Here is a 23,727-nt window from a genome sequence, read left to right on the forward strand (position 1 = left end):
TGGAATGTAATGGCGCACAGCAACACGGACTGGTCACTTCATGAACAGTGGTCCGGTCAGCATGCGTTCAGTGAACCCCCCTTCCCCCAACTTCCCGCTGTGCGTTTTTCATGTATCTAACAGGCCAGTCAGCCGTTAGTTGGTCTATTCAAGTTATTCCCCTTCGTGTGATTGATGGCACTTGACGGCCAGCAGTTGCTCATAGAACGTTCTTTTGGCCGCAATAGTCGAGGTCTGCTCAAGAGATTTCGCTCACACGTCTGCGCTTCGGAAAAACTCCCAGGGATTGGGGGAGTAGGGGGGAGTTGACAGTTGTGGTCGATATGCCATCGACAGGCTGTCACTCGAACCGCACTCAATAGTAGAACCCCACCCCTATTAATTAATTTCTATCTAAACAACTTCGAACAATACCTGACTGACCGAGAGAAATAGTCGTTGAACAGAGCACTATCTTATGGCATCTAACTGGCCTGTCAACGGCTGGTTGTTCAGTTAACGTCTCTCTTTATCATGTGTGACTAACGACGCTCTGCGACCAACTGTCGGCTCATGAGGAGCTCGTGTCGAGTATTCGGCTTTCTCCGCGTACAGTGAGACTATCCACTCTCAATCCGTACATCATTTTCATATCGAGCTTTTTGGCAAATATCGATTGAATCAGCAGGATGGCTGCTGCAAAAGATTGTCATTTTGTGTATCGTTACTCTCTGTCCGAACGTAATTCGAATCTGGATCGTTTACTGGTTCTAAGTCTGTCTCAGTTCTGTTGTGTTCGACATAGAACTCATCATTCTCAGTCACAATCCTCTCATAAATCCGAGCAGGAGTGTATGTATTTGTTCCACCACTTTTACTCGGAACTCCAATTTCTGTAATACAGCGGCAATCATTATAATTAGACGAATCATCTACGCTTACACATTTCACGCGGTATCTTCCCATGATAAAGATACTCACGTTCCATGGTAAAAGAAACTTTCCACCAGATATCAACAGACATACAATTGAAGTACACCACGTCCTCTTATCCTCAGCATTTGGTCGTCAATGAGGTTACTGGTAGTAGGGGATGTCGGTCTTGTCGGTAGAGTCACCATCCGACCGGAGAAAGAAGTTCCCAGACCGTATCGACTCCTTCACACTACGAAAGTAGAATAACCATGCAATTTCACCGCGTGAGCTGTAGTTTTCCCATGGAACAAGCACGGCAAGCATGACAAAAATGACGATTGCAAGCGCATTTATCGATATAAAACTAAAAATGTATAGGTCTTCCAGTGATTGCGGTATAGGAATCGTATTTGCAATGAATATGAACAGAATGAGCGAGAATAGGATAGAAAACATGGAAAAAAGTAGAGCCAATAAAAGAGCAAGCATACGATGGAAATGTCCCCGTAGTGGAGTTCCCAATACTATTGGCACCGAAAAGGAAAGGATTGCTATAAACAGCCCATATGCGCTAAGCGCCAATATTATCGGGTGAACTATATGGAAATGGGTGGCTAACACCATAAAGGACAGAAAATATGCAGAGCCGAGTAGTACCCACACAGAGAAGAAAATGAGATACAGGGCTCGCGTGGCTTCCTTGGAGTCAAGTGAGAGGTCGTCCGTTAGTGGTGTTATTTCATCTGGCTCACCACCAATATGTTTCCCGTAGTATGCGAGTATCCCGAGCAGTACTGGCAGAGAAATACCTGTTAATTGAATGATATTCATAGCAATATTGAGTTCGAATTCAGTTGCCATAACCACCCATTACTAGTGGTTATTAAATAAGCATATGGGTTCTCTCATAGGGACACTCCTCAGTCGTCTTCTCAAACGCTTCATCGAACTCGCCCACCTGCATCTTCTCATAGACGGCCTGAGGCTCGTCAATGTCTTTGAGGAACTGATGAATGTCTTCGGCAAGGTCTCGTGGTGCATCGGTCGGTGGGTCGTTCTCTGCTGGCATTGACGTGCATATCAGTACAATTGCCTAGGAAGGTATTTGGCATCCATCTTTTAGCAAAATCTCAGCTATTCAACGAGCGACACGCCGACCAAGAACGAACATAGACAGTGCAAGAAAGACCTCTCCTGAGTTACAAGAGTTTCTAAACTACGACCAAACCCCCATAGAAGACCGGAAAGAGGCTCTGGAACGGATGGGATAATCTCGAGAAGGCATTCCTCAGCTAGGCGAATCGACAATTTCTGCAGTCTACAGGACGAGACCTGCCAGAAGAATCCACCACCTCTCCGAAGCGTTTAAGTAGGTTGCTAGCGAATAATAGCAAAGAGGGATAGAAATGCCCACTGCCAGTCCCCTTCAACACCAGCGAGAATTGGATGAGCTTCCGCTATACTTGCCTGAGCAAAATGCGGTGCTTGTCGGTCGCATTATCGATGATGAGTCAGAGATGGCAGGAATGGCAGCGTACTACGTCCACTGGCGAGGCGGTGTTTACATCGGGAACTACAATGAGGCGGACAATGCATTCACGTCTCACTATTCGACCAAGCTTGAAGAGCGAATGATGTCTCACCAGGTCAAAGCATTCGATGATATGGAGGTTGAAAAGGAGCTGTCCAGTATTGGGGAGGCATTATTGGACGCGTACGATTTCGCGGAAACCCAAGCAATGGCGGATAAACAAGCACACGTATTTGCGCTTCAGTCAATGAACGGGTTCACTCGTAGTCAAACTGCTAATATTCTAAATGTCAGTCCCAGTACGGTTGACTCTCAGCGTGCCAGTGCGACAAAAAAAGCCGATGCAGCTGTAGCATTCACTGCAACCTATACCGAAAAGAAAGAGAATCCCGATAACGAAGACCTCTTGAAACATTAATTAGGCCTCGTTTGAGAATTATACGCTATGTATATCTCAGACCACCGTTGTTCAAGGATTTCCGAAGTAGAAGGGTTTGAACGCTTAGGTTCAAAGACCAGCCCTTTCACGATTCGGGCTGGGGAGGAGAAGAAAGAAGAGGCCGAAGAAATCCACACTTCTCGGCCTCAGGAAGAGCAGGAGGAAGACGAAACATCCAATGAACCCATAGAGCTAGACTTGGGTGACTGGGAAAATGATATCGATACACTGGATTTTCCAGAAACGGACACTATTCCACACAAGAAACTATTAAATAGGGCCAAAAATGCAGAAGAAGAAGCAAAAGATAACCTATTTCTCAACACAGTTGTTAGACACACAGACTTCAACGAGCCCGGAAAACTTGGACATTTTTTGCCACCTTCCCGAAAAATCGAACTTGACACTCTTGAGGACAACTTTCCTGCTTATCAAACAGCTCCAGTGCTGGCACACGAAATTGGACACGCATTCCACATTGGAGTAAGTAGGAGCGACGAAAAGCCAGGGTTCGAATCAGGAACCGATTCAGTGTTTGAAACGGAGGCCCAGCGACAGGATGCAATTGATATTTCTGAACGAATGAGGGGGGATATTCCCGATAATAATGAAGAGGCACGAGATTATAGGTTAGAGGAAGAAGAGTTGTTCGCAGATGTCTTCGCATCCTTCATTATTGAACACGAAGCTGCCAGAAGAGCCGGACCCCAAGCCGTTGCACGAGTAGAGTCTTATTTGTCTGGACATCTCCCATAACGTCTGAATACGCATTTCTTTGACTGAATCTTGACCCTCCTCTCCTTCTTCTTTGATTGGTCTGATATAGTATGTGTTTGAGAGCAACTGCGTGATATTGTTAATATCATGTTACTACTGAACCACCGAAGCAGTCTGAAGTTCTTCCGGAGATGTAGCTACTCAACGATTAGAGGCTATGAAGTCCATTGAAAGGATGGTATCGAAGAAGTCCGTCACAACCGTAGAACGTAGAGGAGCACCACGGTCTGAGCCCATAGCGATAAGATGAGCGCACAGTCATTTGGTATCGGGGGAAAGGGATGCTGTCTCCGCTCACGCCTAATGAACTATTGATTGTACTATAGAGGACTCTCAGAGGCTCCAACAGCATGTGGTCGTAAAGGGGGCGTACATAGGTTACAAAACGATGGTTCCCATAGGTCATCGTATGAAAATCGCCGCTGAGTGGGTTCAGTTTGAGATTCCGTATCTATTGCAAGTTGAGGACTCTTTCGAGGGCAACGAAAGCGCACGGTTCCATTCCCGTGTTAGAGGTGTGCCAGCCGAACTTCAGTTCAAAAAGGAAGCTCGCGAAGGCGAAGAGGGCGAGAGGCCGGGTATGATGTTCGGACAGGTTGAGGGAGACCGACTCGGGAATGTCTCCTATACGAAGGTCAGGGTAGGGTTCAACCGGCAGTTGCTTGACGCTCTTCCTGACGAACTAAATGGCGATTTTGAGGCTTTGAAAGAAGGAAGCCCGACCAAGTGGCTGAAGAATCTCGACGGACGAGAAGGGCGCATTATTCGCGCGGCAGTGGACCAGGTGAATCAGTTCTTGGAAGTATACCGTGCCTCTCTCGGATATTACTGGATTCGAGGCGTCAGTCCCTCAGAGGTCGTGTACTTCATGCGGACAACAGTCTCCAAGAACGAAGACACGTACGACCACGGCACGATGTATCCGGGGAGCGCACTGACACCCGGTACTTCCACCATCGACGAAAAGGCCCACGATACAATTGAGGCCCGACTGGACACAGAACACAAAGTCCCCATCACAATTTCTCTTCGGTTGGACGCTCAGGACAAGCTTGATTTGGGTGAATATCGGCTCGCGGTTATTACTGCCGGGACGATGTTTGAGGCATTCCTCAAGGACGGGTTGAAGGATCTAATGGCGGCACAAGGTATGTCGGACGACGAGATAGAGTCAGTGTTTGTAGACGACGGAGATTATACCTCCATCACGACACTCGCAAAGGAAACGGTGCCTAAAACAATCCACTTCGACTTCAAGGAAACCGACCAGTTTGAGGCGTGGGACGAGGAAACGAGGAAGATGAGGAATCGAGTTGTTCACGAAGGATACGTCCCATCTGAAGACGAGGCAAGGGCGGCGTATGAGGCCGCCGCCGATGCAGTAGAGTTCTTGACCGACAAGATGGTTGAGCGTCATGAGGAACTGAGTAATTAGGCGACCCGGGGCGGTGTCGCATTTGAGGTATTCTCCGACGCTCCGTGTTCATTGAATTGAGAGGTTTTGACTTGTAGTATCACAGTAGATTCTAATCTATGTGGGCTGGACTGGGTCCTCTCATCGCTGGTATAATTAGCTCAAGTTCTATCCTACATATTTTGAGGCAGTTCGCGACGGCCTGAACCGTGTGGTCGTTGCCGGGTTATTTCGGCGTCAGGTCAAACACCGTGCAGAAATCAAACGACAATACCGTATAGTTCATATCTGATAATTTTGAGGTGCCGCTTGAACAACTGGAGTACCAGATTATCGGCTTAGTCTCTAACCTCTATCCTGAAACACTGTTGAATAATGAAGGTGCGTAAGAACCTGCGTGGGTTAAGGGAATCTGGGATAGTTTCTGTCCAGGGTGTCCAGAGTCAATCCAACTTCTTTTTTCCTCCGCCATCTCCCTATGTTTGCTACAATCCGTACCTACCCTGGACACCCTGGACCTGTGGGGGATTAGTTACTCAGATAGGATATCACTGGATAGGAATAGAGCCCCAGTGTCGTGCAGCACGTCAACGTCTACGAACGACTGTTGAATCGATTCTTGTACGGACTAGCAGGTGGGCGTCGACATCGGTCGTCATCGGGTGCTAAGTACCTTCAAGTGATTGTCCATTCATAGATAAGAAATGGCTGAAGAAGAATCTGAATTTTGGTCGCCGACAGTCCCATCAGACGACACACCGATATGGCGATACCGAGACCTCTCGCAATTTCTGTCCATTCTTGAAAAGCAGTCGCTTTGGTTCAATCGGGCAGACCTATTTTCTGACCCCTTTGAAGGGTCATTTGCAAAGGCGAACGTGGAAACTCGCCAATTCCGTTATGCACAAACGGAGATACCGAACGATGTTTTAGAGACGATGTCGGTGATGGCGAAGAAATTTCGTAAGACAACATATTTGAATTGCTGGCACATCAACACGCACGAATCTGCGGCGATGTGGGATTTGTATCTTCCAGCAGACAAAGGAATTGCTATCCGTTCTACAGTCGGTCGGTTTCGGGAAGCGATTAATGAATCGGATAATGACGCGAAAATTGAGATAGACACTGATGATGATGAAGTCGAAGAATTAGACGCAATAATGAAAATTGGAAAGGTCAACTATATTGACTATTCTTCCAAACTAATCCCTGAAAGCAATTCATTTGCCCCACTATATCACAAGCGGAAAAGTTACGAACACGAAAATGAATTCCGCGCCAGCTTTTCAAAATTTGGGGATATGTTGGAACTACAAGGTGGATTAAGACCCGATGCCGATTTCGCTACGGCACCCGGTCATAATGTAGAAGTCGACTTGTCTAAACTGATTGAATCTGTTTACGTAGCGCCGTCGGCGCCGAATTGGTTCTTCGAAGTTCTTGAATCCGTGACCGATAGGTACGACATAGACATTCAGATACAACAATCGGATTTAGACGACGACCCCGTCTTTTGAAGATGTTCTACGGCGGGGGTCGTCCGTGTTTATTCTGCCTCCCCTGTATAGCAGTCACAAAGTTTGATGACAGAACAGTACACCAGAAATTATGCATCATCAGATGTTCCGGAAAATACACTGAAACCATCTTCGCTACCCTCAATATAGTTGACCCGGACGCCCTGGACATGATTGTCAGTAATGAGGAAGAGGAGTAACAGTCAGAAGGATTCGGACTCAACATTTTCTAACCAGCCAGAACTCTCGTCATCGTCCTCTTCACTATCTGTTATCAGGGAATTACCGTCTGAGAGGGTAATACCAGAGTAACACCGAATTCGTTTCCTGTCGATGTTTGGACGAGTCTGTTCGATGTTCGTATTCCGTTTGAGTTTCTTCGTCACTGTCTGCTTCGGACGTAACGGAAGTCCCTGGGTATCACAGAACCCGCAGCTATGTGGGGTAACTATCCTCGCTGTCTTCAACCCCGCTTAGGAGTTAGTACAGTAACTCCTCTACCAAGAGGACGAACAGCCCGTTATTACCAGACTGTAATCCACAAGGACGGCTCAAAGGCGAGATAAGTCCTATGAAGAGAGGCCCAACCTCATCATAACGAGGATAAGAGACATGGCGGTGAAAGCTGCCAATGCTCACTCGTTACGTTCATCAGAAACTCTCTCTGGTTTGATTATCGCCCTCAACCATGTCTTCCATTTCTGGCGTATCAGATTCTACTGCATCCCAGAAGTATTCATTTCCTATATTGGTAAAATCAATCCCTCTCAGAGAATCCGGTCGAGCTGTCTCATCAAAGTAGGGATTATCCACGTTCTCCTGATAACCCCGATACTCCCGAACACCGGGGAGTTTCTTCAGTTTCCCAGTAAGAGTGGCTTGAGCCTTACAGGGGAGGTTAGCATCCTTACTCATCCGAAGATACGTCTGATAGAGGTCTTTCTTAGTCCGTGCATCATCCTCAACGGCCTCATCAGTCTCGATGCAGGTTTCAATGAACCTCTCAATGCTTGACCCGTAAGAGTGCCACTTGCTTATCTTGTCGGCCTCAGATAACTCATTAGTATACCCAGTCTTCCCTCGAGATTTGATACGAGCATATCCTTCAATAAGCCAATTTAGGATTCCAGCCCGTCTCTGTTCGGATTCAACCATTTTTTCATCCAAGCTCGCATCTCTGTCTTCTTTGGGGACTGTCTGGGGGAAATCCACGAACAGGAAACGGTTGTAAAATATCCCATCGGCTCCTGGCATTTCGGGAAGCTGGTTGGTAGCAAACAGATGATTGGAAGTAGGGATAAACTCATACACTGAATCTCCTTTATCTTCGGCCCGTTTAGAGTCCCCGCCCCCAGTAAGGGTCTTTACCGCTTCTTGGTGGTTTACCTTTTCAGTAGACAGCTCGTTTGCAATATTCAGAGGCCGGTCCTTCAGAGAGTTAGTAGACCATCTACTATCTGCCAACTCCTTTATCGGCTCTGCTGCAACGTTGCCCTTCCCAAAGATGGATTCAATGGCATGGAGATACGTTCCTTTGCCAGCGTTCTGAGGGCCAATGAGGACTGCCATTTTCGTTGGTTGCTCCCAGTCTTCGAGGGCTATTCCGGTATATTCCTGGAGTTTTTCGAGGTCTTTGTCTTGAACAGTTTCTTCCAAGGAATCAACGAATAGCTGATTTTCCGCTCCTTCAATGTAGGGAGTATCCATGTTCTTCCGGAATCCATACTCGGGGGAATGGTCCTCCAATTCCGGATTATCTGGGTCAGTGAGATTCAAGACACCATTCTTGACACAAATGAAGCCTTCTGGTGGGTTGAATACCGTATCCTCCATGACCCATGACATACTCTGAAGCCTCGATTTTACTTCTCCCTTAGTGCGGTTATCACACAACCACTTCAGACGGTCATTAAGGACTTTATCGACCTTCTTACCACCATTCTCTTTGTAGGTACCCTCGGACTCATCATACCAGAAGACCTCTTCAGAGGACTCTAAGGTCTTGATATGGTATTCCTCTACAAGTTTCTCTGCGGCCCTGTAATCGGCCTTTTTGGTATCCCCGAAATCATCGTTCTCGTACATGGCCAGAATCTCGGACCAGCTATCAGAGTCCGGTTCAAGGGATGTCTTATCATGGCTGTCATGGGGTTTGTTTTCGGTTCTGTGGGATTTCTTCTGCTTGTCAATCCTCTCTTTTCTCTCTAACCGTCTTTGAAAGAGTTTTTCGTCGCTTTTCTCCGTTTCACTCTCATTGTCATCAATATCTTCCGTATTTGTCGCAAAAGTCATTGTCCCATCATCATCATCATTTTCCTCTCCTTCAGAATCTTCACTCAAATCAACTGGCTCACCCTTAAATCGGGAATTATTGTAGGTGAGATTGCCAGATTCGTCAAAAAGGCTATCCTTATACTCCGCGCTAAAGCTGTAGTCCGTCATATGAATGCCATCAAATTTCTACATCTCCAATATTGACATGAAGATAGTTGTGTCCCGTCTCGCTGCTGTCAATTCTCTCTTTTACCTTCAAAATTTCCGCTTAGTGACTACTCTGGACTGTAATCTCGTTTCTCCATTTCCTCATTGAGCTTTTCGCGCACGAATCCAGCCAAGTTGATTACCTCAACCTCATCAAGGAATTCCTTGTGCTTGTCCTCCAAACGAACTGTAGTACGATGTTCTGACATTATTTTGGGTCATATCCGCGCTTCTTCATTTCTTCATAGAGGGATTTCCGAACAAAACCGGAAAAATTGAAGCCCTGTTCTTCTCTGAGGAATTTTTCCTGCTCTTCTTCAATTAGTACGCTCTTCCGAAACTTGGTGTTCTGTTTTGATTTCGCCATTGTAACGTCTATAATAGACCGCTGAAGTTGTCTCACCCATTGATGTGGTAGCTATTCTATCCGTCTCCAATCGCTATTCGAACTCGACTGTGTGGTTCTCATCGAGGTATTCTTTGGTACTTTCCGAGACTGTCTCTATGTAGTCCTCACTGGCCTCCTCTGCCTCTTTTTCGCGTTTTTCGACCAGTTCCTCATTCATATCACTCCAATGCCGTGGTGGATTATCCGCTAACTCTTCATGGATTTCTTCGGTGAGTGATTTCGGGTCCGTTTCGAGGTCCTCCAATTGTCCGGTCAATGCATCATCGACTGTTACTGAGTCCTCAATCCTTTCAACCATATCATCGGGGATTTGTGCCATGACCCATCGACCGAGCGCCTGTTCGATAGCAGTAGAGCGAGTTTCAGTTGAATCCGGTAGGTCTGGTTCATTGATGACACTCGGACTAGGGTACTGTTTCGTTATGTCATGGTCTTCGAATTTCGTTTCCAGATACTCCTTCAGTTCAACGGGTGAGAAGGCATTAATCTCGACACGGTTGTCCTCACCGAGATATTCGTAGGTTTCATCATCAACAATACCGTCATCATGCATCGTCTCTAACTGAGATAGCGTTTTATCCTTATATTCGCCCTTCTCGGCCGGTAATCCGTATTCGTGTACGTCGTCGCAAGTCACCCCAATCTTTTCGGTGGCGAGTTCGTCGAGGTCGGACAACTCATCGGGGGATGATACGTTGTCTGCAATGCCCACCCCGGCAATGTCCAAATCGGACAACACATACAACGTTGCATCGGGATTCGCTGTCTGTATCTTTTCGACCAACTTCTGTCCTGCGGTAGTGTTCCACCCCTTGGAGTTAATGAGCCCGATGTCGTATTTCTTGGTCAGCTCGAATTCACGGTGGAGAATGTCCATGAACCCTGTTTTCTCGATGAAGAGAATATCCCCATAATCCACATCGGATGGGTCATACTGTCGAACAGCGGTTGTCCCGAGATTGATCCGCTGGTTTGTATGGGGCTCAACGAAAAACCCACGTTCATCGCGTATAATGAGGCGTTCTCCTAATTCCTCTTCCTCGAATTCGGAGATATAATCACTAAACGTGTCGAAGTTCAGTTCAAGCGGTTTTGGGTCATCGACTGTTGCTTTAGTCGAGTATTGATACCCCCGCTTTTCGGCTTCGTCCAGGAACAACGGACGGAATTTATAGTACAATTGCCGCATCTCGATGGAATACGTACCATTATCCGTGGCGTCATTGTACACATCCCAGAAGTTGTCCCAAACGAAATCCTTGATGAATCCGTTTGGTGCTTTACCAGATAATGTCTCTTCTTGTTCCTCTTCGCGGAGATCATTTAATCTCGGACGGATATCTCTCTCTATCTTCCGCTTCGCTTTCCCAACAACCTCCGAAATGACTCTTTCAAACGGCTCGGAATTGAAACCCTGTTTACCTTTATCTCGGAATCCAACATTGGGACAGTAGATGTTGGCAACAACTACGTATTGGTGATTGCCATTAAACGATGTGTCAAAGGATGATGCGCCTTCTGAAAGGGGAGAGTGTAGATGGACAAAACCGCCGTCATAGAGGACTGATTGATTGATTCCCAATATGTGTTTACTCCCTGCACGCTCATTTTTCCCCGTGATCCAGGTCGGAACAGCAGCTAACTCGAAACAGAACGGGACTGTCTTGTTGCCTTCATCGTAACTACCGCCTGCTTGGTAGTAAACAGTGATATCGTCAATATCATCGTATCCTTCCCTGTCTATCTGCTCGACTATCGTTTCTGGCCCATCACCGACGTATGCATGCAATCGTGTTTCGAGGTCTGTCCCAATACTGCCAATGGTTTCATCGAGTCCGCTTTCGGAGCGTTCCGTAGTCAACTCACAGGCGTCCTCATAGACCCTTTTAAGTACATCCTCAGTGATTTCGGAGTTATCAATATCCTCAACAATCTCATCGGCCTTGGTTTTCAGTCCGTGGAACTGGGATACAAAATCCCGTAACGTCATGTCCGGGTCTACATCCCTATCTGCCTGATATCGCTCGATAAAGCCATTGAACGAGAACCATGTTGCTAACTCTTTTTGAGTAGCTGATGTAACAGTTGGGCTTGGAATGGCAGGATACGTTTCACTCTCTCCATCGATAATCAACTCGAAATCACACTGCGGATTGAGTAATACAAGCCTTCTAAATGCTTTCCGGACTTTATCCCGTCGAATAGGATGGTTATTCACAATTTCCAAACCATCATAGCTACTACTGTTACCAAATTCGACTGTTACACCAAATCCAGACACATCAGATGGCCCGTCTTTCGTGATTTCAACATGATATTGCCCAAATTCCTTTCGAGTGTCAATTGTATATCTCTGTTTCTGGGAATGGATGACCAACGGCTTGTCCCCATTGATTACGTGCTGGATACCGAGGATGCTCATCAGAGCATTGCCCTGATTGCCACGGGTTGGGAGTGCATAATGGCGCTTCGAACCGACGAAATAATCTATATCACCGAAGATATCATGAATGGTTCCCTCATCAATTCCGGGGCCATCATCATAGACGCCAATCTCCGTTACGTAGGGATTACGGTGGGAGTTCTCCTCTGTTTCTACTTCTACCGTAATACTCACCCCATCAGATGCTTCAAGGGAGTTATCGATAAGCTCCTTCAGGCAGTAGACACCCCAATGCGACGGGGATTGTCCGGTTATTGTCTCTAACCCATCCTCAGTGAAATTCTCGTTCGTTCTCGATGTCCGATGCATTCGGCGGGTCATAACGAACCACCGATTTTCGGATTCCGGTGTGATGCGTCTAGAGTAATGACCCGGTTTTGCATATTCCGGGATTCGTTTTCGATGCCCGATTTTCGGATTCGACCGAGATGCAGCAAGCCTGATGTCCAGGTTTCGTAAAATCGACAATTCGTTTTCGTCCCTATCTCGTCATAAATATGTTTAGCTGTCATTTTTAGTCTTGTATTGAATCTGCTGTTAATCGTTACTTCTAATAGTCACTCAAACCAACACAAGACCGGGTACCAATCCAGAATTGCGTTGCGGTCGTTATTTTTACCCACATGCCTACCCGGGGTAGACACATCACTGTGCCATGGAGGTGTTTTGGTTCCCAGATATAATCTCGAACTGGGTAGCTTGCTGATACCGAGGTGCTTGGTTGCATTCTGGGAAGCCATCCCATTGGGCTCAGAGCACCGGGCTCCGAAACTAGTCGCACTTGCGACGTACCCTGGCCGATGGGTCACAGTATCATCGGAGAGCCACTACTGTCCAAAGGGACGAGACATGGAGACACGCGCTTGGCGCACCATGCCCATCGTGTGGAGGACATCAATGACTGTCCGAGGACCGAGACGAGGTATCACCGATGCCCCCGCCCGATTTGTGGCGAACAGTTGGGTTTGTTTTGCCTGTCTTCTGTCTATCTAATAATAAGTGATTTATACATATAATTCTGTTGCTTTCAATATACTGCTATTCATATGATTACATGGATAAAGGAGATAGATTGATATGTGAAACGAAACTAGTACATGAAGCTACTGCTACCAAAGGTAATTGTGAAGAATCAATATGATTATGTCAAGGGTACGTCAGTGGTGAGTCACTACAATACCAGTACCATGTCAGGGGTCAGATTGAGAGCAAAATACCGCAATTCATACAGTACAAATCTTCTACCCCTATAAGACACCATTATTACCCTCAATCATGTCAGGAGTCAGTATGTAGTTAGTAACCCTCCGATAGGGGTAGTGAGAAGACGTAGAACACCCGGTAGGGGTATGACTGGAGTGAGTCTCACCCCTGACATGGAAAACGAAAAATCAACGTATCTCCATTCCTTCTTGCGTTTTTCTTTCTGGACTGACCCCTGACATGGATACCGACATGAACAGGCGCGGATTCGGTACGTCATTATCCCTTGTGCAACATCCTTTATGGGACAGGCCAATTGTTGAACAAGGTATGTGAGAAGAGTTGTCACCCATTAATCTGGCCCAGAAGGCTAGCTATGGGTTTGGCTGTTGGAGTAGTGGAAAATTATTTACCAGAGTACCTTATAATATTCATCTGTGAAAGATAAGAAAGAATATGAAAAAGAGTACGATTACGAGTTTGAATATGAGGGTGAGAAAGTCCAAGTGGGAGCTCATACTGTCATTGCTGATTCTGGTGTCGTGAATCAGTATGTTCAGTGGAAAACGGGAGAATGGAATGGCGAGTACGGTTACGTTGAATCAGGGAGAGTAATAGGCCCATATCTGGTATTCGGAGAAGACCCTCAAAATTATCCTACTAACATCCATAATGGTACAGCGGACAGTATCGAAATACCAGAGGACATTTTCAAGCAATTGGTAGGGGACCACGAAAAGCAACTGTATGATTTGAGGAGAGAGTAGATTATCATCCGGGTTTTACTCTTTCCAGGCAGATAACAGCCTGTTGTCAAGATATGACTAGTAGTAATGAGTAGCATATCGAAACGGGCCAGTGTCGGGGACGTAATTATATCTAATTAGAAGGTGAAACATCCAAATACAAAATATATCCCAAATGGCTATGGACGGGCGAGCTGACCCCTCCATCTCACTATCTCAATTCCCCGGTTTTGTTCAACAGTGGTACTGAGTTTGTATAAGCGTAAAACACCGTCTGAGGCCCGAAACAGAGCCAAGAAGATAGTTGGGAAATACATGGTCAACCACGTTTCGCTATGTTCGCTGCGGTCTCTGTTACAGTTTTCATGATTTTTACATCTCTATACAATCACATAACTAAAATTTGTTTTATGATGATTGGTCTTCAAATACGAACTACCTCCTGGTAAGGGAGGTGATTCATGGTTGAAGTCGGATATGGGTTTACTCCCATGCCTTCATCCCGCAACGGCGAACTAATGATACTCATTCATGGACAAGTTGCAACCATAGTGCTGCTATCCCCTGTCATCCCGCTGGGAACGACAATAGAGGGCGGGAAAAGAAACCTCAGTCAGATAGTCAGTGGCTACATGAGGATTCGGAGCTTGTACCCCAGGTTTTGACGCCGAAAAGAGGGTTCCGCGTTAGGTTCGCGCCAAGACCGTCAACAGCTCCTCGATGAGAAGCGCTGACAGGTAGCAGTTCGTAACGAGAATTCCCGCGACGAGTAGCCAAGTCATCATTGGTCTCGCTCCGTGTAACAGTCGAAACATGGGAGGTCATCCCCATTGGGACCGCAGCAGCCCGTCTGACCGTTTTGACAGGTATTGTCGGTGTGTCCACCGTCAACCATTGTAACCGACTGAGTAGCCTGCTGCCCCATTGTGCAGCTTGGACTGTCTTTTTTGGTACTTCTTATCACTCCTATAGTCATTCCAAAAACATTATACAACAGTTGCAAAGTGGATAGTTGTATGAAGGGGAGGCGACCAACGCGCCGGGGGGTTCTGCAAAATGTCTTTGGGATAGGGCTGTTCTCATGGTTTATCTCCAAGATAAAGCAATTATTCGGGGTACAGAGCGACAGCGGGCGTAAGAGTCCGGAAGAGATGACGACTGAGAACAAGCCACTACACGCCGACCAAGAGCAAGCTAAAGAACCGAAGGAGGAAGAAGAGGACCCACAGCCAACACTGCCGGAGAACGGAGCCATCGTTTTCGTCTATGACGATGGGGCAATGGAGGACTACACGCAGGCATTACCCGCTCACAAGGCATTCGATGCACCTGCGACAACCGGGATTGTGAGCGAGTGGGTTGGGACATCGGGCTACATGGATACCGAGGAGTTAGACGAGTTAGTCGAGGCAGGTTGGGAGATTGCCAGCCATACCAAGGAGCATCGTCCACTCGCGTCGTTTCCGCTCACGGAAGACACCAATCACAGTGATACCATTGTGTCGGCGGAGGGCTATCGACACGGCCATCATGAGGGTGAAACGGTTGAAATCACTGATGGTGAGACGAAGGTGCTTCGAGAGATTGCAGGTCTTGCCGGTGAGCCTGGCGAGCGTCGGGTCAAACTTACCGAGCCGGTTGACGAACATTTCCATGCTGGCGAAACCGAGATTCATTATCCTGCTGCTGTGATGCATGAGGCAGTGGACGACTCGAAGAAAGCACTTGAAGAGATGGGATATGACGTTTCGACCATACTGGCTCCGTATGATGTGTATTCGGGTTACTCGAATCTCTTTGTGAAGGAGCAGTATGACGGCGTAGCGAATGCCGAACATGGGTCACGTATCAACCATCCTGACGAGTACGACCCGTATGAGACGCAGCGAGACTATTTCATCGAGTTCACAGACAAGAAGTCGGTCAAGCATGACCTAGATAAGATTGCTGACGACGCGCTCCTCGGTGTGGTTGGGGCACACTCATTCAAAGACGAGGTAAATGAGGAGTCGATTCAGGAGATGCTCGAATGGGTTGAGGAGCGCGATATTGAAACAATGACGCTTCGCGAGGCAATCGAGACATACGACTGAGAGCGATTGAAATCCTACGAGTCGTTATTGACTACCTACAGTATATCCGGACCATCTCAGGGCGACCCGCAATGAAGGTTGACAGATGGATTCAGCGTCTATCTTGATAGCAGTCAAAGCAGGGTAATTCATCCCCATGTGGGCCACAGCAGCCTGTCTGTCCGTTCTGACATGTGTTCTTAGCCTGTCCACCGTCTGGGATGGGAACCGCTTGAGCGGCCATCAGGACCGGCTCGCGAATGGCGACCGCGACCATGTGCTTGCAGGGGCCGTCCTGGTATTCGAACGCTTTACATTCGCAGGCTACCGGCACATCGGTCTCGACGTTGACCGTGTACGAGTGGCCGTCTTCGTCGTAACTGTCGTTTGTTACTCGGACTAGTCCTGGCGCTTCAAGTTCGAAACTGAATGACTCCCATTGAGCGCGCTTCAGTGTCTTTTCGTTTGCCTGTCCTACCAAGTCGCTTTTTGCCGTTGGGCTTGTGTTCTGCATTGTCGGTTGAGTCCGACACCGGTTCGGGGTTGCAGCCCCGGACCATTCCTTGAAGAATAGTCACCCAGTGTCTACTACCTCCTACAACGGTGGTAATAATAAACCTACCCCTTGTAGTCATGAATCTCCCCAATTCAAGAAAAGGCACCGTTGTAGGAGGAAGAATTATGACCAGTGAATGAGAAGAAGGAGTATATGTCAAATGCCGGTCGAAAACCCCGCGTTACGGATGACGAATTGATTGATACTATCCGGCAGCTGACGGACACCAACGAGAACATCGTCGTCACTACCCCGGAAATCACGGATGAGTTGCCTATTGCCCAACGTTCGGTCTATGACCGGCTCATCAAGCTCAACGATGAGGAGCGAGTCCAGAAGAAGAAGGTTGGAGCAAGAGCCATAGTATGGTGGGTCAACGCCGACGAATAGAGTGACAGAGCCTTGTTCAACAATTGGATGAAACCAACCAGACGTTGAACAAGGTTGACGAGACGATAACGGCAGCAGTGTTTCTCCCGAACCCGACATTGAGCATCACATCCCGACCGTGATGGAGTGTGATGGGACAAGACAGCTAGCAGCAGGACGAGACAGGACGGACCAAACAAGATAGGACGGAACCAACGAAACTTACAGCGTCGTAAGAAGCGTTCGAGTCTAGCTGTGAGCCCGAAATCTCAACTCAGAACGCCTACAGCACTACATTAACTAGAAGTATTAACGAAGTAGTGGATGTACCCCACAGTAACTAGACCTAGTTTACAACCATCGGGAGGGTCGGAACAATCCGACCCTCCGTCATTGGTGTTGTGACGTCCCTAGGTGGGTTGTGGCCTATCTTACGGTCACCTCTGGTCGTTGTTTACGACGCTGTAACTTTCGGTGTCCCCTCCGCCAATCACGTTCTCGGCGTCAGGGTCGGTCTCACCGTCGAATGCTTGTTGCGATTTCCTCGAGTATTCTCGCCACTCGTCGGCGTCTATCAACAGGCGATTCTCGGCTACGTCAAAGTGCATCAGGTCACCGCCAAACCTCGCGCAGCGGCGAAGAATACGTTGGGCCGTGTTCGCATTCTCGGCAGGGTCAGCAAGCTCGGCTTTTCTTTCGGGGTCATTGGCAAACGACCGACGTATTTCGTCTGCGAGGTCCTTCGCGCAGATTTCCCGTGCTCCGCCTTGGAGACCGCGTGACATTTCCCGCAGCCGTGGGAATAACAGTGCAGCCCGCGCCGTGTTCGCTTCGTTTGAGAACGGGCCGTCCGCAATTGAATCCCCTTTTTGAACTTGGTGATGGCGATGGAGGTCAATCATCTCGTTGGGGTCCATCCCGCCAGTCCGTTCGAGGTAATCGTCGGGGTCAATGCGGTCCAATGCAATATCCCGAATCTCCGTTGCATTTGAGTCAGCCTTGCTCCGCGCGCCGTTGACAATGCGTCCGAGAGGTTGGTCGGGTATCTCCTCCTCAGTATGCGTTAGCCATAGCGCGTCGAGATGTTCGGTCTCGGAGGTTGGCCGATGGTCGAGTGACCAACCGTCATTGTTGTTCTCGGCTTTGGCGTCTACCTGTTCGATGTGTTCGGCGTTCTGCTCGATTTGTTCGTCCTGTTTCTCCAGTTCGGCTCGAAGCTCTTCGTTCTCGGTTTCAAGCTTCTCTCTCGCTCGACGTTCCTCAGCGACCGCTTCCCATATGCTGTCGTACTCGGTCTGTAGCTGTTCGACAGTTGCCGTCATCGGTCATCACTCTCCAACTGGCGTTCGACGAGTTCATCAATTGTCTCGCTATCCAAGTCCGTTTTTTTGGTTACAATGTCGCGGAGGATGGTATATCTCTCCGTCCGTGTTTGGACGGCCTTTTCTAACTCCTCTATCCGCTTTTGAAGGTCGTCAATGGCCTGCTGTTGGGCCTCGATGGTTTCGCCGGTGTCTGTCCCATCTCCGCTCGTAATGTCGCTTGTGTGGCTCATAGTTGGCTGAGCAAAGCCACGGCTCCCCGAAGGGGTAAACTATAAGCACCAACCCTACCAAGAAGCAGATGTACCAAATCTTGCTTCTGGCAGTGGGTGAGGCGCTTTGCCGTCCTCGCCTTTCGGTTACGTTGCCTAGCTTTGCTTATCGTAGACATTCCGCCCCTGGCACTTAAAGATGTGTCCTCAATTCCTCGGAATTCGGGAGGTAGAGACCTTGTCTACTAATGTCTGACGCCTGGCTGACGCCTGTCTGCCATTGAGTTGAAGACAATGCCATGCAATACCCATTGTATGCGTCAAATGACGGTTTCATTGAGGGAGGAACAAGCCCGATGGGTTGAGTCAAAAGTCGGGGACAGCAGCGACCATCAATCAAAGAGTGCCGTCATTCGTTTTATCATTGACGACCATCAAGACCGGAATGAGGAGCTAGTAGAATTGCAACGGAAACGCGAGGAGCTTGAAAATAAAGTTCAGCGACTACAGAACGAAAAGAAACTCATCTTGCAGCAGCGCGAGGAACACACGGAGCTAGTCGAGTCCATCCAGCGCGAGCAAACGATGGCCGAACGAAAGAACAAGGCGGGGGTTGCAACGCGGTTCAAGTGGTGGTTGACCGGAATGCCTGATGAATAGGCCTTGTAGTCTCAACGAGTAACAGCAAACTGTGAGTGTTGTCTTATTATCTTGCTATCACGATTACTATAGTTATTGCTATTACTGTTACTATAATTCTGGGGTTTGAGTGGGTCCAAACCCCTATATTCCTTAGTTTTATATTCCTGGCTGTGTAGAACAATAGATGTCGGTTGGAGCCCACCCTAATGCACCTGGGATTCCACCGGCGATGAGTGCCAACGATGACCAAATCAGACGAAGTAGACAATGATTGTGAGTGTGGGCGGCGAGAAAAGCTCGAACAACTGCTCTTAGGAACGAGGGTGCTTCATCTACTGATGGGCGCAATGGTCTCACTCGTTACAGCGATGACTCTCTTGGGTGTAGTCGGAGGGACTCCCTGAATCTGGGAGCCCACCCTAATGCATCAATAGATTCGTAGTATATCCTGATAATGGTTGCGCTCCATTACTTCGATTGTCTTACCCCCGCCAGAGCGTGGTCCCGCCGCGCGACGGCTGGATTACGGTAGGTGGTCGGCACTGTTAGTCTAGAGGAGGGCAGTCTGCTTACTCCGTATACTTGTCAGATAATTCTCTCATGTCGTCTACTGGGGAGTGATATCCAGCGTCTTGCCATTCCGAAAGCCACTCGTTAGCCGTTGAGACCGTTATCTTGTCTTGCTTGATACCCCGAACAAGAATACCAAGTGAACCAGTGACGGGAACATCAAGCTCTCTTGCTAATTGTCGTGCATCTCTGTCATCTGTAGCAAGTACTCTTCCGTTTATTAGAGCATGGTACAATGAATCTGCTTCTCCTGGGTCTAGATTACTGTCTATTTTCTCTCTGCTTGAGTGAATTCTTTTCAAATGTATAACAGTATTATCGCGTATATCGTATTCGTCATCGGGTTTGTCACTAACTATGAGGTCAAGAGCGTCTCCAAGGAATTCATATCCCGCGTTATATCCTTGTTGAAGCTCCTCTCTTACTGTAGTGACTACCATTGCACGAGGTAGTATATCAATTAGATATTCAACAGAACCCGATGTAGCGTAGTTAGACAAGACAGTAGCATCTAACACTGTCGTTTGGGGGAGACGGCCACTCATTCAAGATTAAGAGCTACGTCAATTTCAGAAGACGCATCATCAATGTCTTTCGGACCAAGACGAAGTTCGACACCACCCTCATGCAGTATCTCTCTCATCTCAAATCGAGATATCTCTAACCGTTCTGCTGCCTGCCCCAATGTAAGCTCCTCTAATACATAGAGGCCAATGATAGTTGCAAGGTCCTTGTCCTTGCCAGCTGTTTCAAGCGAACTGGGGCACATGCCGTAGAGATAATAAGCTACCAGTCGCCAAAAGTATGACTATAGAATTTACTATTGATTAGTCCACAAATCAAAAGTGGATTGGTGAAAGCCACCACGTCCCCGTCTTGCGATTAGCATTATCTGCCCCTATAATTCCAGTACGGAATACTACGGAAGTAGTACGTATGGATTATACCAGCGGGGATTGGAGTGCAATCAAGGTTGGCGCGCTACCCCTTCGGGGCGACCGAAGACTAGCCACTCCTCAATGCCCATTCCTCAGCGGGGATTCTCGCGGGTCTCGTTCGGGCTGTTATACCGCCAATGCCATTCTACGGTCTCTGTTGGCTCTCTCAGTGGCCGAAGCATGATTGATGTGTCATTCATCGTCTGGAACTAACGGCGCTTGTGAGGCTTTCTGTTGGCTCTCTGATAAAGTCGCGCCAAATGGGGCGTGTGTGTCGAGCACTCCGGATTTTCGTCCGCGCGGTGGGACTACCCACTCTCAATCCGTACACAGAAAATGCGTCCAGCGTTTTTGCGATTTCCGGGCCGAAATTCCCATGAAAAACTCAGCGTCCAGCGTTTTGCCGAAAATCTCAGTCATTCAACGAGCAACACGCCGACCAAGAACGAATACAAACAGTGCAATGAGGATTGCACCAGATAACGATTCAAAGCCAACAAGCACCTTTGACCCTACGCCTATCGGATATAGGTCGCCGTATCCAATCGTCGTGAACGTGATGACGCTAAAGTAAATTCCTTGGAGCAAGGTTGCTGCGCCATCAAGGCTAGCGATACGAGATAACGTGAGAGGGATACTATACACTGTACCAGTACTTGATGACCCAATGCCGCCAACGAATGGGTATAGAATGCCACAGGCAAGAATGAGTATCGCCGCAGAACGAAAAATCCGGAAAATGCTTTCACCGTGTCCATTTACATGCCATTGCAATGTTGATATGGCATATTGTGGGTAATCTTCCAATTCATATTGATATTTTCGTCGTACTTCCTGCTTGCTAATGTGGAATTTGCGGGCTTCTTCGGAAAGTGCATTTTCATCATGTAGCTTTTCAAGCCGCCGATATACCCACTCAGCGGCTTCTAGTGGATGAGTATCCATGGACAATCCTTCCAAAGCATGTGGGTTTTTTTCATAGACAACCACTGGTCGAGAAACGCCTGAATCATAGAATGTCGTTTGCGAGTTAATCCGAGCATCTGCAAAAACCGTCTCATAAAGTAGAGCATTGGTAAATGTCGCTCCGCGACAATCAGTGCGTGTGAAAAGCGCATTATGAAGTGTTGCATGACTAAAATCAGCATCTCTAGCGTCAGCGTCAGTATAATCACCTCCAGAGATATCCGAGTGGCAAAACACCACGTTAGAGAGTTGAGTACCACGAAAATCCGCATGAAGTAGGTCAGAATCATGGAACTTTGCGCTAGAATGGTCAGTCCCACCAAGAGAGTGGATAGGAGGGTCCTCACCAGAGAAATTAGCGCCTTGGAACTTCGCTCGATAGAGATTGGTGCTGCGGAATTGCGCATTAAACAACTTCGCATCATAAAATTCTGCAAAAGTGAGTCTAGAATCATAGAAATCTACGCGAGGAAGACTAGCATTGCGAAATTTTGCGAGAAGAAGAACAACATTGTCGAATTCCGTCAAAAGGAGTTCAGCATTATAAAAATCTGATTCAGGGAGTTCAACATGCTGGAATCGTGCGTAGGAGAGGTCGGCATTATGGAATTCTGCTTCAGGAAGTTCAACATGATGGAACTGTGCGTGGCGAAGGCTAGCGTCATGGAATCCTGCTCTTGGAAGAGTAACATCCTTGAAAATAGCTGCTCTCAATCCACACCCATGAAATGAAATGCTGCTAGCTATTTCCACGCCGACGAGATATGCCCCGTCTAATTGTTCTGGATTGTTTGTACGAGCAGCTTTTAGCTTCTTCAGGGGTTTGTCCTCAACTCTGGCATGCCATATACATTGGTCAGTATCTTTCCACGTCTCCCGCCAGCAACAAGCGCTTCCATCCTGCTGTAGATGAAAATTTTCTAATATGTCCTGCGCACAATCCCCTACTGGGAAGTCTGCAGTACCGTCTTCTAGCAAATTGTATCCACAACGGTCATCTGGAATTCCACCCATCTCAGCCATGAATTAGACACTGAAACTAGTAGCAAAGAAAACCTCGGGAATACTCCCACTTCTAATCAATCTCGTACTGTTTGCCGAAGGATAGTTCGAATGCGAGTATGCCAACTCCGAGCGATTGATTCGGCCTGGTTTCGCGTCAGTCCCATCATAGCAAACGCTTCGTCAAATTCGCCTGCCTGCATTTTGTTGTAGACGGCCTGTGGGTTATCAACGTCGTTGAGGAACTGATGGATGTCCTTGGCGAGGTCTCGCGCCGTGTCGTCCATAGACGACGTACAACTGGCGTCCATGAAGGTGTTTGGCGCTAGTTCATGTCGCTACTCCCGGCGACGTTCGCGACGGTTCGCGCATTGAACACCACGTTACTCTCTCATGGGTTGCCACGTCGCTCCGTGTCCGTGTCCATTCTACGGCGTCTGATAGGCCTGTCAATGGACAGTATCTCTAACTATGCCCTTTCCACCATGTCAGACTAATCCTTCTTGAGCGGTAATCTGTTGCTTCTATGAATATTTGAGGCTCCATGAAGAGTGATATTTTGAGCACTTATCCGAAATCCAGTATATGGGGGACTACATGGTCACAATCCGTGTGAGCATATTTTATCCAGCTTTGTGGCTACTTTTGGTAATCCACGTCCTCATCGTAGGTGTAGACGATAACGGTCTCTGTTTCGGGGAGGTCAAATGGTTCAGCGTCTACCTTTCGAGCCGCTATTAAGTCGTAATCTCTTAACTTGCCAAGCACAGAAGAGATTTTCTGTAAAACTATCGTATTCGCCAGTGGATAGTGGTCGCCGCCGCCGGGTAAATCATCTTCATGGTACCGGTCGTTATATTCTTCGTCGGTTAATTCTGCTTGTATCCGTTCGCGTTCTTCACCAATAGCAAAAGTAGTGTTTAACACTTCATCAGCAATCTCTCCCTGTCGATATGCTTGGTTAGGGTGGTCTCGTAAAAATGCAAGGACTCTCTTGTGCAATCGGGTTGATTCCTCCCCTTGTTTCCATACTTCACTATCAGTCGAGATTGGCACATCTCCAATATAGGATAATAGGATGTAAATCTAATCAATACTGAATGAGACTACAGCTCTGTTTCTTGAAAATATACTATCAATTCATCTGAGAATTGCTAAGTCGCTCACCTGCGTTATCACTAGCGGCAACTGCGGTAAGTAAATTTAATAGTGGATACGTAC

General features: G+C 47.6%; 21 protein-coding genes. 9 read left to right on the forward strand and 12 right to left on the reverse strand.

Going from position 1 to position 23,727, the window contains the following annotated elements; all coding sequences use genetic code 11:
- Positions 1-1,056: 1,056 nt before the first annotated feature.
- Positions 1,057-1,755, reverse strand: coding sequence for a hypothetical protein (locus tag HACJB3_RS18470; protein ID WP_238532972.1), 699 nt, complete (start codon positions 1,753-1,755; stop codon positions 1,057-1,059).
- A gap of 22 nt (positions 1,756-1,777) precedes the next feature.
- Entirely contained in the window at positions 1,778-1,963 is a 186-nt protein-coding gene (locus tag HACJB3_RS18475) for a hypothetical protein (protein WP_008413541.1), read from the reverse strand.
- Between the two features lie 337 nt (positions 1,964-2,300).
- On the opposite strand from HACJB3_RS18475, the gene HACJB3_RS18480 reads away from it, so the two are divergent.
- The 4 genes from HACJB3_RS18480 to HACJB3_RS18490 all read left to right on the forward strand — a co-directional run bounded on the left by HACJB3_RS18480 (position 2,301) and on the right by HACJB3_RS18490 (position 6,575).
- Positions 2,301-2,843, forward strand: a complete 543-nt coding sequence (locus tag HACJB3_RS18480; RefSeq protein WP_008413543.1) for a helix-turn-helix transcriptional regulator — start codon at positions 2,301-2,303, stop codon at positions 2,841-2,843.
- Between the two features lie 27 nt (positions 2,844-2,870).
- Positions 2,871-3,620, forward strand: coding sequence for a hypothetical protein (locus HACJB3_RS20510; protein WP_174264877.1), 750 nt, complete (start codon positions 2,871-2,873; stop codon positions 3,618-3,620).
- Between the two features lie 430 nt (positions 3,621-4,050).
- Positions 4,051-5,076 (forward strand): hypothetical protein, encoded by a 1,026-nt coding sequence (locus HACJB3_RS18485; protein WP_008413546.1) that lies wholly within the window; start codon positions 4,051-4,053, stop codon positions 5,074-5,076.
- A gap of 683 nt (positions 5,077-5,759) precedes the next feature.
- Positions 5,760-6,575, forward strand: coding sequence for a DUF2971 domain-containing protein (locus HACJB3_RS18490; RefSeq protein ID WP_013199705.1), 816 nt, complete (start codon positions 5,760-5,762; stop codon positions 6,573-6,575).
- 651 nt (positions 6,576-7,226) lie between these two features.
- Here HACJB3_RS18490 and HACJB3_RS18500 read toward each other — a convergent pair.
- Together HACJB3_RS18500 and HACJB3_RS18505 are read right to left on the reverse strand one after the other, a co-directional pair.
- Complete coding sequence (locus HACJB3_RS18500) at positions 7,227-9,017, reverse strand: DNA primase family protein (RefSeq protein ID WP_008413549.1); 1,791 nt, start codon at positions 9,015-9,017, stop codon at positions 7,227-7,229.
- Between the two features lie 479 nt (positions 9,018-9,496).
- On the reverse strand, positions 9,497-12,217 hold the full coding sequence (locus HACJB3_RS18505) for a hypothetical protein (protein WP_238532973.1): 2,721 nt from the start codon (positions 12,215-12,217) through the stop codon (positions 9,497-9,499).
- 1,331 nt (positions 12,218-13,548) lie between these two features.
- Here HACJB3_RS18505 and HACJB3_RS19880 point away from each other — a divergent pair.
- The 3 genes from HACJB3_RS19880 to HACJB3_RS18515 all read left to right on the forward strand — a co-directional run bounded on the left by HACJB3_RS19880 (position 13,549) and on the right by HACJB3_RS18515 (position 15,950).
- Entirely contained in the window at positions 13,549-13,878 is a 330-nt protein-coding gene (locus HACJB3_RS19880) for a hypothetical protein (RefSeq protein WP_049946425.1), read from the forward strand.
- 440 nt (positions 13,879-14,318) lie between these two features.
- Positions 14,319-14,522, forward strand: coding sequence for a hypothetical protein (locus HACJB3_RS19885; protein WP_148258291.1), 204 nt, complete (start codon positions 14,319-14,321; stop codon positions 14,520-14,522).
- Positions 14,523-14,873: 351 nt separating this feature from the next.
- Complete coding sequence (locus HACJB3_RS18515) at positions 14,874-15,950, forward strand: polysaccharide deacetylase family protein (protein ID WP_008413556.1); 1,077 nt, start codon at positions 14,874-14,876, stop codon at positions 15,948-15,950.
- Between the two features lie 91 nt (positions 15,951-16,041).
- Here HACJB3_RS18515 and HACJB3_RS19465 read toward each other — a convergent pair whose 3' ends face one another.
- Positions 16,042-16,443 carry an SWIM zinc finger family protein gene (locus HACJB3_RS19465; RefSeq protein WP_238532970.1) on the reverse strand — a complete coding sequence of 134 codons (402 nt, stop codon included), beginning with the start codon at positions 16,441-16,443 and terminating at the stop codon, positions 16,042-16,044.
- A 174-nt stretch (positions 16,444-16,617) separates the two neighbouring features.
- Here HACJB3_RS19465 and HACJB3_RS18520 point away from each other — a divergent pair, with 174 nt between their 5' ends.
- On the forward strand, positions 16,618-16,875 hold the full coding sequence (locus HACJB3_RS18520; protein WP_008413558.1) for a hypothetical protein: 258 nt from the start codon (positions 16,618-16,620) through the stop codon (positions 16,873-16,875).
- A gap of 416 nt (positions 16,876-17,291) precedes the next feature.
- On the opposite strand, the gene HACJB3_RS18525 is transcribed toward HACJB3_RS18520, so the two are convergent.
- Both HACJB3_RS18525 and HACJB3_RS18530 read right to left on the reverse strand, forming a co-directional pair.
- A complete protein-coding gene (locus tag HACJB3_RS18525) occupies positions 17,292-18,176 on the reverse strand; it encodes a hypothetical protein (RefSeq protein ID WP_013199706.1) in 885 nt (294 codons plus the stop codon).
- Complete coding sequence (locus tag HACJB3_RS18530; protein ID WP_008413525.1) at positions 18,173-18,409, reverse strand: hypothetical protein; 237 nt, start codon at positions 18,407-18,409, stop codon at positions 18,173-18,175. Before HACJB3_RS18530 ends, HACJB3_RS18525 begins: the two co-directional genes overlap by 4 nt.
- 294 nt (positions 18,410-18,703) lie before the next feature.
- On the opposite strand from HACJB3_RS18530, the gene HACJB3_RS18535 reads away from it, so the two are divergent.
- Complete coding sequence (locus tag HACJB3_RS18535; protein WP_013199707.1) at positions 18,704-19,048, forward strand: ribbon-helix-helix domain-containing protein; 345 nt, start codon at positions 18,704-18,706, stop codon at positions 19,046-19,048.
- A 551-nt stretch (positions 19,049-19,599) separates the two neighbouring features.
- Here HACJB3_RS18535 and HACJB3_RS19470 read toward each other — a convergent pair.
- The 5 genes from HACJB3_RS19470 to HACJB3_RS20035 form a co-directional block, all read right to left on the reverse strand.
- Positions 19,600-20,040, reverse strand: coding sequence for a hypothetical protein (locus HACJB3_RS19470; protein WP_238532971.1), 441 nt, complete (start codon positions 20,038-20,040; stop codon positions 19,600-19,602).
- 101 nt (positions 20,041-20,141) lie between these two features.
- The gene (locus HACJB3_RS19475) at positions 20,142-20,369 is read right to left on the reverse strand and encodes a UPF0175 family protein (protein ID WP_008413530.1); all 228 of its coding nucleotides are present in this window, start codon (positions 20,367-20,369) and stop codon (positions 20,142-20,144) included.
- Positions 20,370-20,958: 589 nt separating this feature from the next.
- A complete protein-coding gene (locus HACJB3_RS19480; RefSeq protein WP_081461395.1) occupies positions 20,959-22,527 on the reverse strand; it encodes a pentapeptide repeat-containing protein in 1,569 nt (522 codons plus the stop codon).
- Between the two features lie 56 nt (positions 22,528-22,583).
- Positions 22,584-22,793, reverse strand: a complete 210-nt coding sequence (locus tag HACJB3_RS18550; protein WP_008413536.1) for a hypothetical protein — start codon at positions 22,791-22,793, stop codon at positions 22,584-22,586.
- A 352-nt stretch (positions 22,794-23,145) separates the two neighbouring features.
- The gene (locus tag HACJB3_RS20035) at positions 23,146-23,562 is read right to left on the reverse strand and encodes a hypothetical protein (RefSeq protein ID WP_162148002.1); all 417 of its coding nucleotides are present in this window, start codon (positions 23,560-23,562) and stop codon (positions 23,146-23,148) included.
- Positions 23,563-23,727 lie beyond the last annotated feature (165 nt).

Source organism: Halalkalicoccus jeotgali B3 (assembly GCF_000196895.1).
Taxonomy (GTDB): domain Archaea; phylum Halobacteriota; class Halobacteria; order Halobacteriales; family Halalkalicoccaceae; genus Halalkalicoccus; species Halalkalicoccus jeotgali.

Excerpts from the sequence above, each read along its gene's own strand:
- HACJB3_RS18470 (WP_238532972.1), bottom strand. The coding sequence starts at position 1,755 with ATGGCAACTGAATTCGAACTCAATATTGCTATGAATATCATTCAATTA.
- HACJB3_RS18475 (WP_008413541.1), bottom strand. The coding sequence starts at position 1,963 with ATGCCAGCAGAGAACGACCCACCGACCGATGCACCACGAGACCTTGCC.
- HACJB3_RS18480 (WP_008413543.1), top strand. The coding sequence starts at position 2,301 with ATGCCCACTGCCAGTCCCCTTCAACACCAGCGAGAATTGGATGAGCTT.
- HACJB3_RS20510 (WP_174264877.1), top strand. The coding sequence starts at position 2,871 with ATGTATATCTCAGACCACCGTTGTTCAAGGATTTCCGAAGTAGAAGGG.
- HACJB3_RS18485 (WP_008413546.1), top strand. The coding sequence starts at position 4,051 with ATGAAAATCGCCGCTGAGTGGGTTCAGTTTGAGATTCCGTATCTATTG.
- HACJB3_RS18490 (WP_013199705.1), top strand. The coding sequence starts at position 5,760 with ATGGCTGAAGAAGAATCTGAATTTTGGTCGCCGACAGTCCCATCAGAC.
- HACJB3_RS18500 (WP_008413549.1), bottom strand. The coding sequence starts at position 9,017 with ATGACGGACTACAGCTTTAGCGCGGAGTATAAGGATAGCCTTTTTGAC.
- HACJB3_RS18505 (WP_238532973.1), bottom strand. The coding sequence starts at position 12,217 with ATGCATCGGACATCGAGAACGAACGAGAATTTCACTGAGGATGGGTTA.
- HACJB3_RS19885 (WP_148258291.1), top strand. The coding sequence starts at position 14,319 with ATGGTTGAAGTCGGATATGGGTTTACTCCCATGCCTTCATCCCGCAAC.
- HACJB3_RS18515 (WP_008413556.1), top strand. The coding sequence starts at position 14,874 with ATGAAGGGGAGGCGACCAACGCGCCGGGGGGTTCTGCAAAATGTCTTT.
- HACJB3_RS19465 (WP_238532970.1), bottom strand. The coding sequence starts at position 16,443 with ATGCAGAACACAAGCCCAACGGCAAAAAGCGACTTGGTAGGACAGGCA.
- HACJB3_RS18525 (WP_013199706.1), bottom strand. The coding sequence starts at position 18,176 with ATGACGGCAACTGTCGAACAGCTACAGACCGAGTACGACAGCATATGG.
- HACJB3_RS18530 (WP_008413525.1), bottom strand. The coding sequence starts at position 18,409 with ATGAGCCACACAAGCGACATTACGAGCGGAGATGGGACAGACACCGGC.
- HACJB3_RS18535 (WP_013199707.1), top strand. The coding sequence starts at position 18,704 with ATGCGTCAAATGACGGTTTCATTGAGGGAGGAACAAGCCCGATGGGTT.
- HACJB3_RS19470 (WP_238532971.1), bottom strand. The coding sequence starts at position 20,040 with ATGGTAGTCACTACAGTAAGAGAGGAGCTTCAACAAGGATATAACGCG.
- HACJB3_RS19475 (WP_008413530.1), bottom strand. The coding sequence starts at position 20,369 with ATGTGCCCCAGTTCGCTTGAAACAGCTGGCAAGGACAAGGACCTTGCA.
- HACJB3_RS19480 (WP_081461395.1), bottom strand. The coding sequence starts at position 22,527 with ATGGCTGAGATGGGTGGAATTCCAGATGACCGTTGTGGATACAATTTG.
- HACJB3_RS18550 (WP_008413536.1), bottom strand. The coding sequence starts at position 22,793 with ATGGACGACACGGCGCGAGACCTCGCCAAGGACATCCATCAGTTCCTC.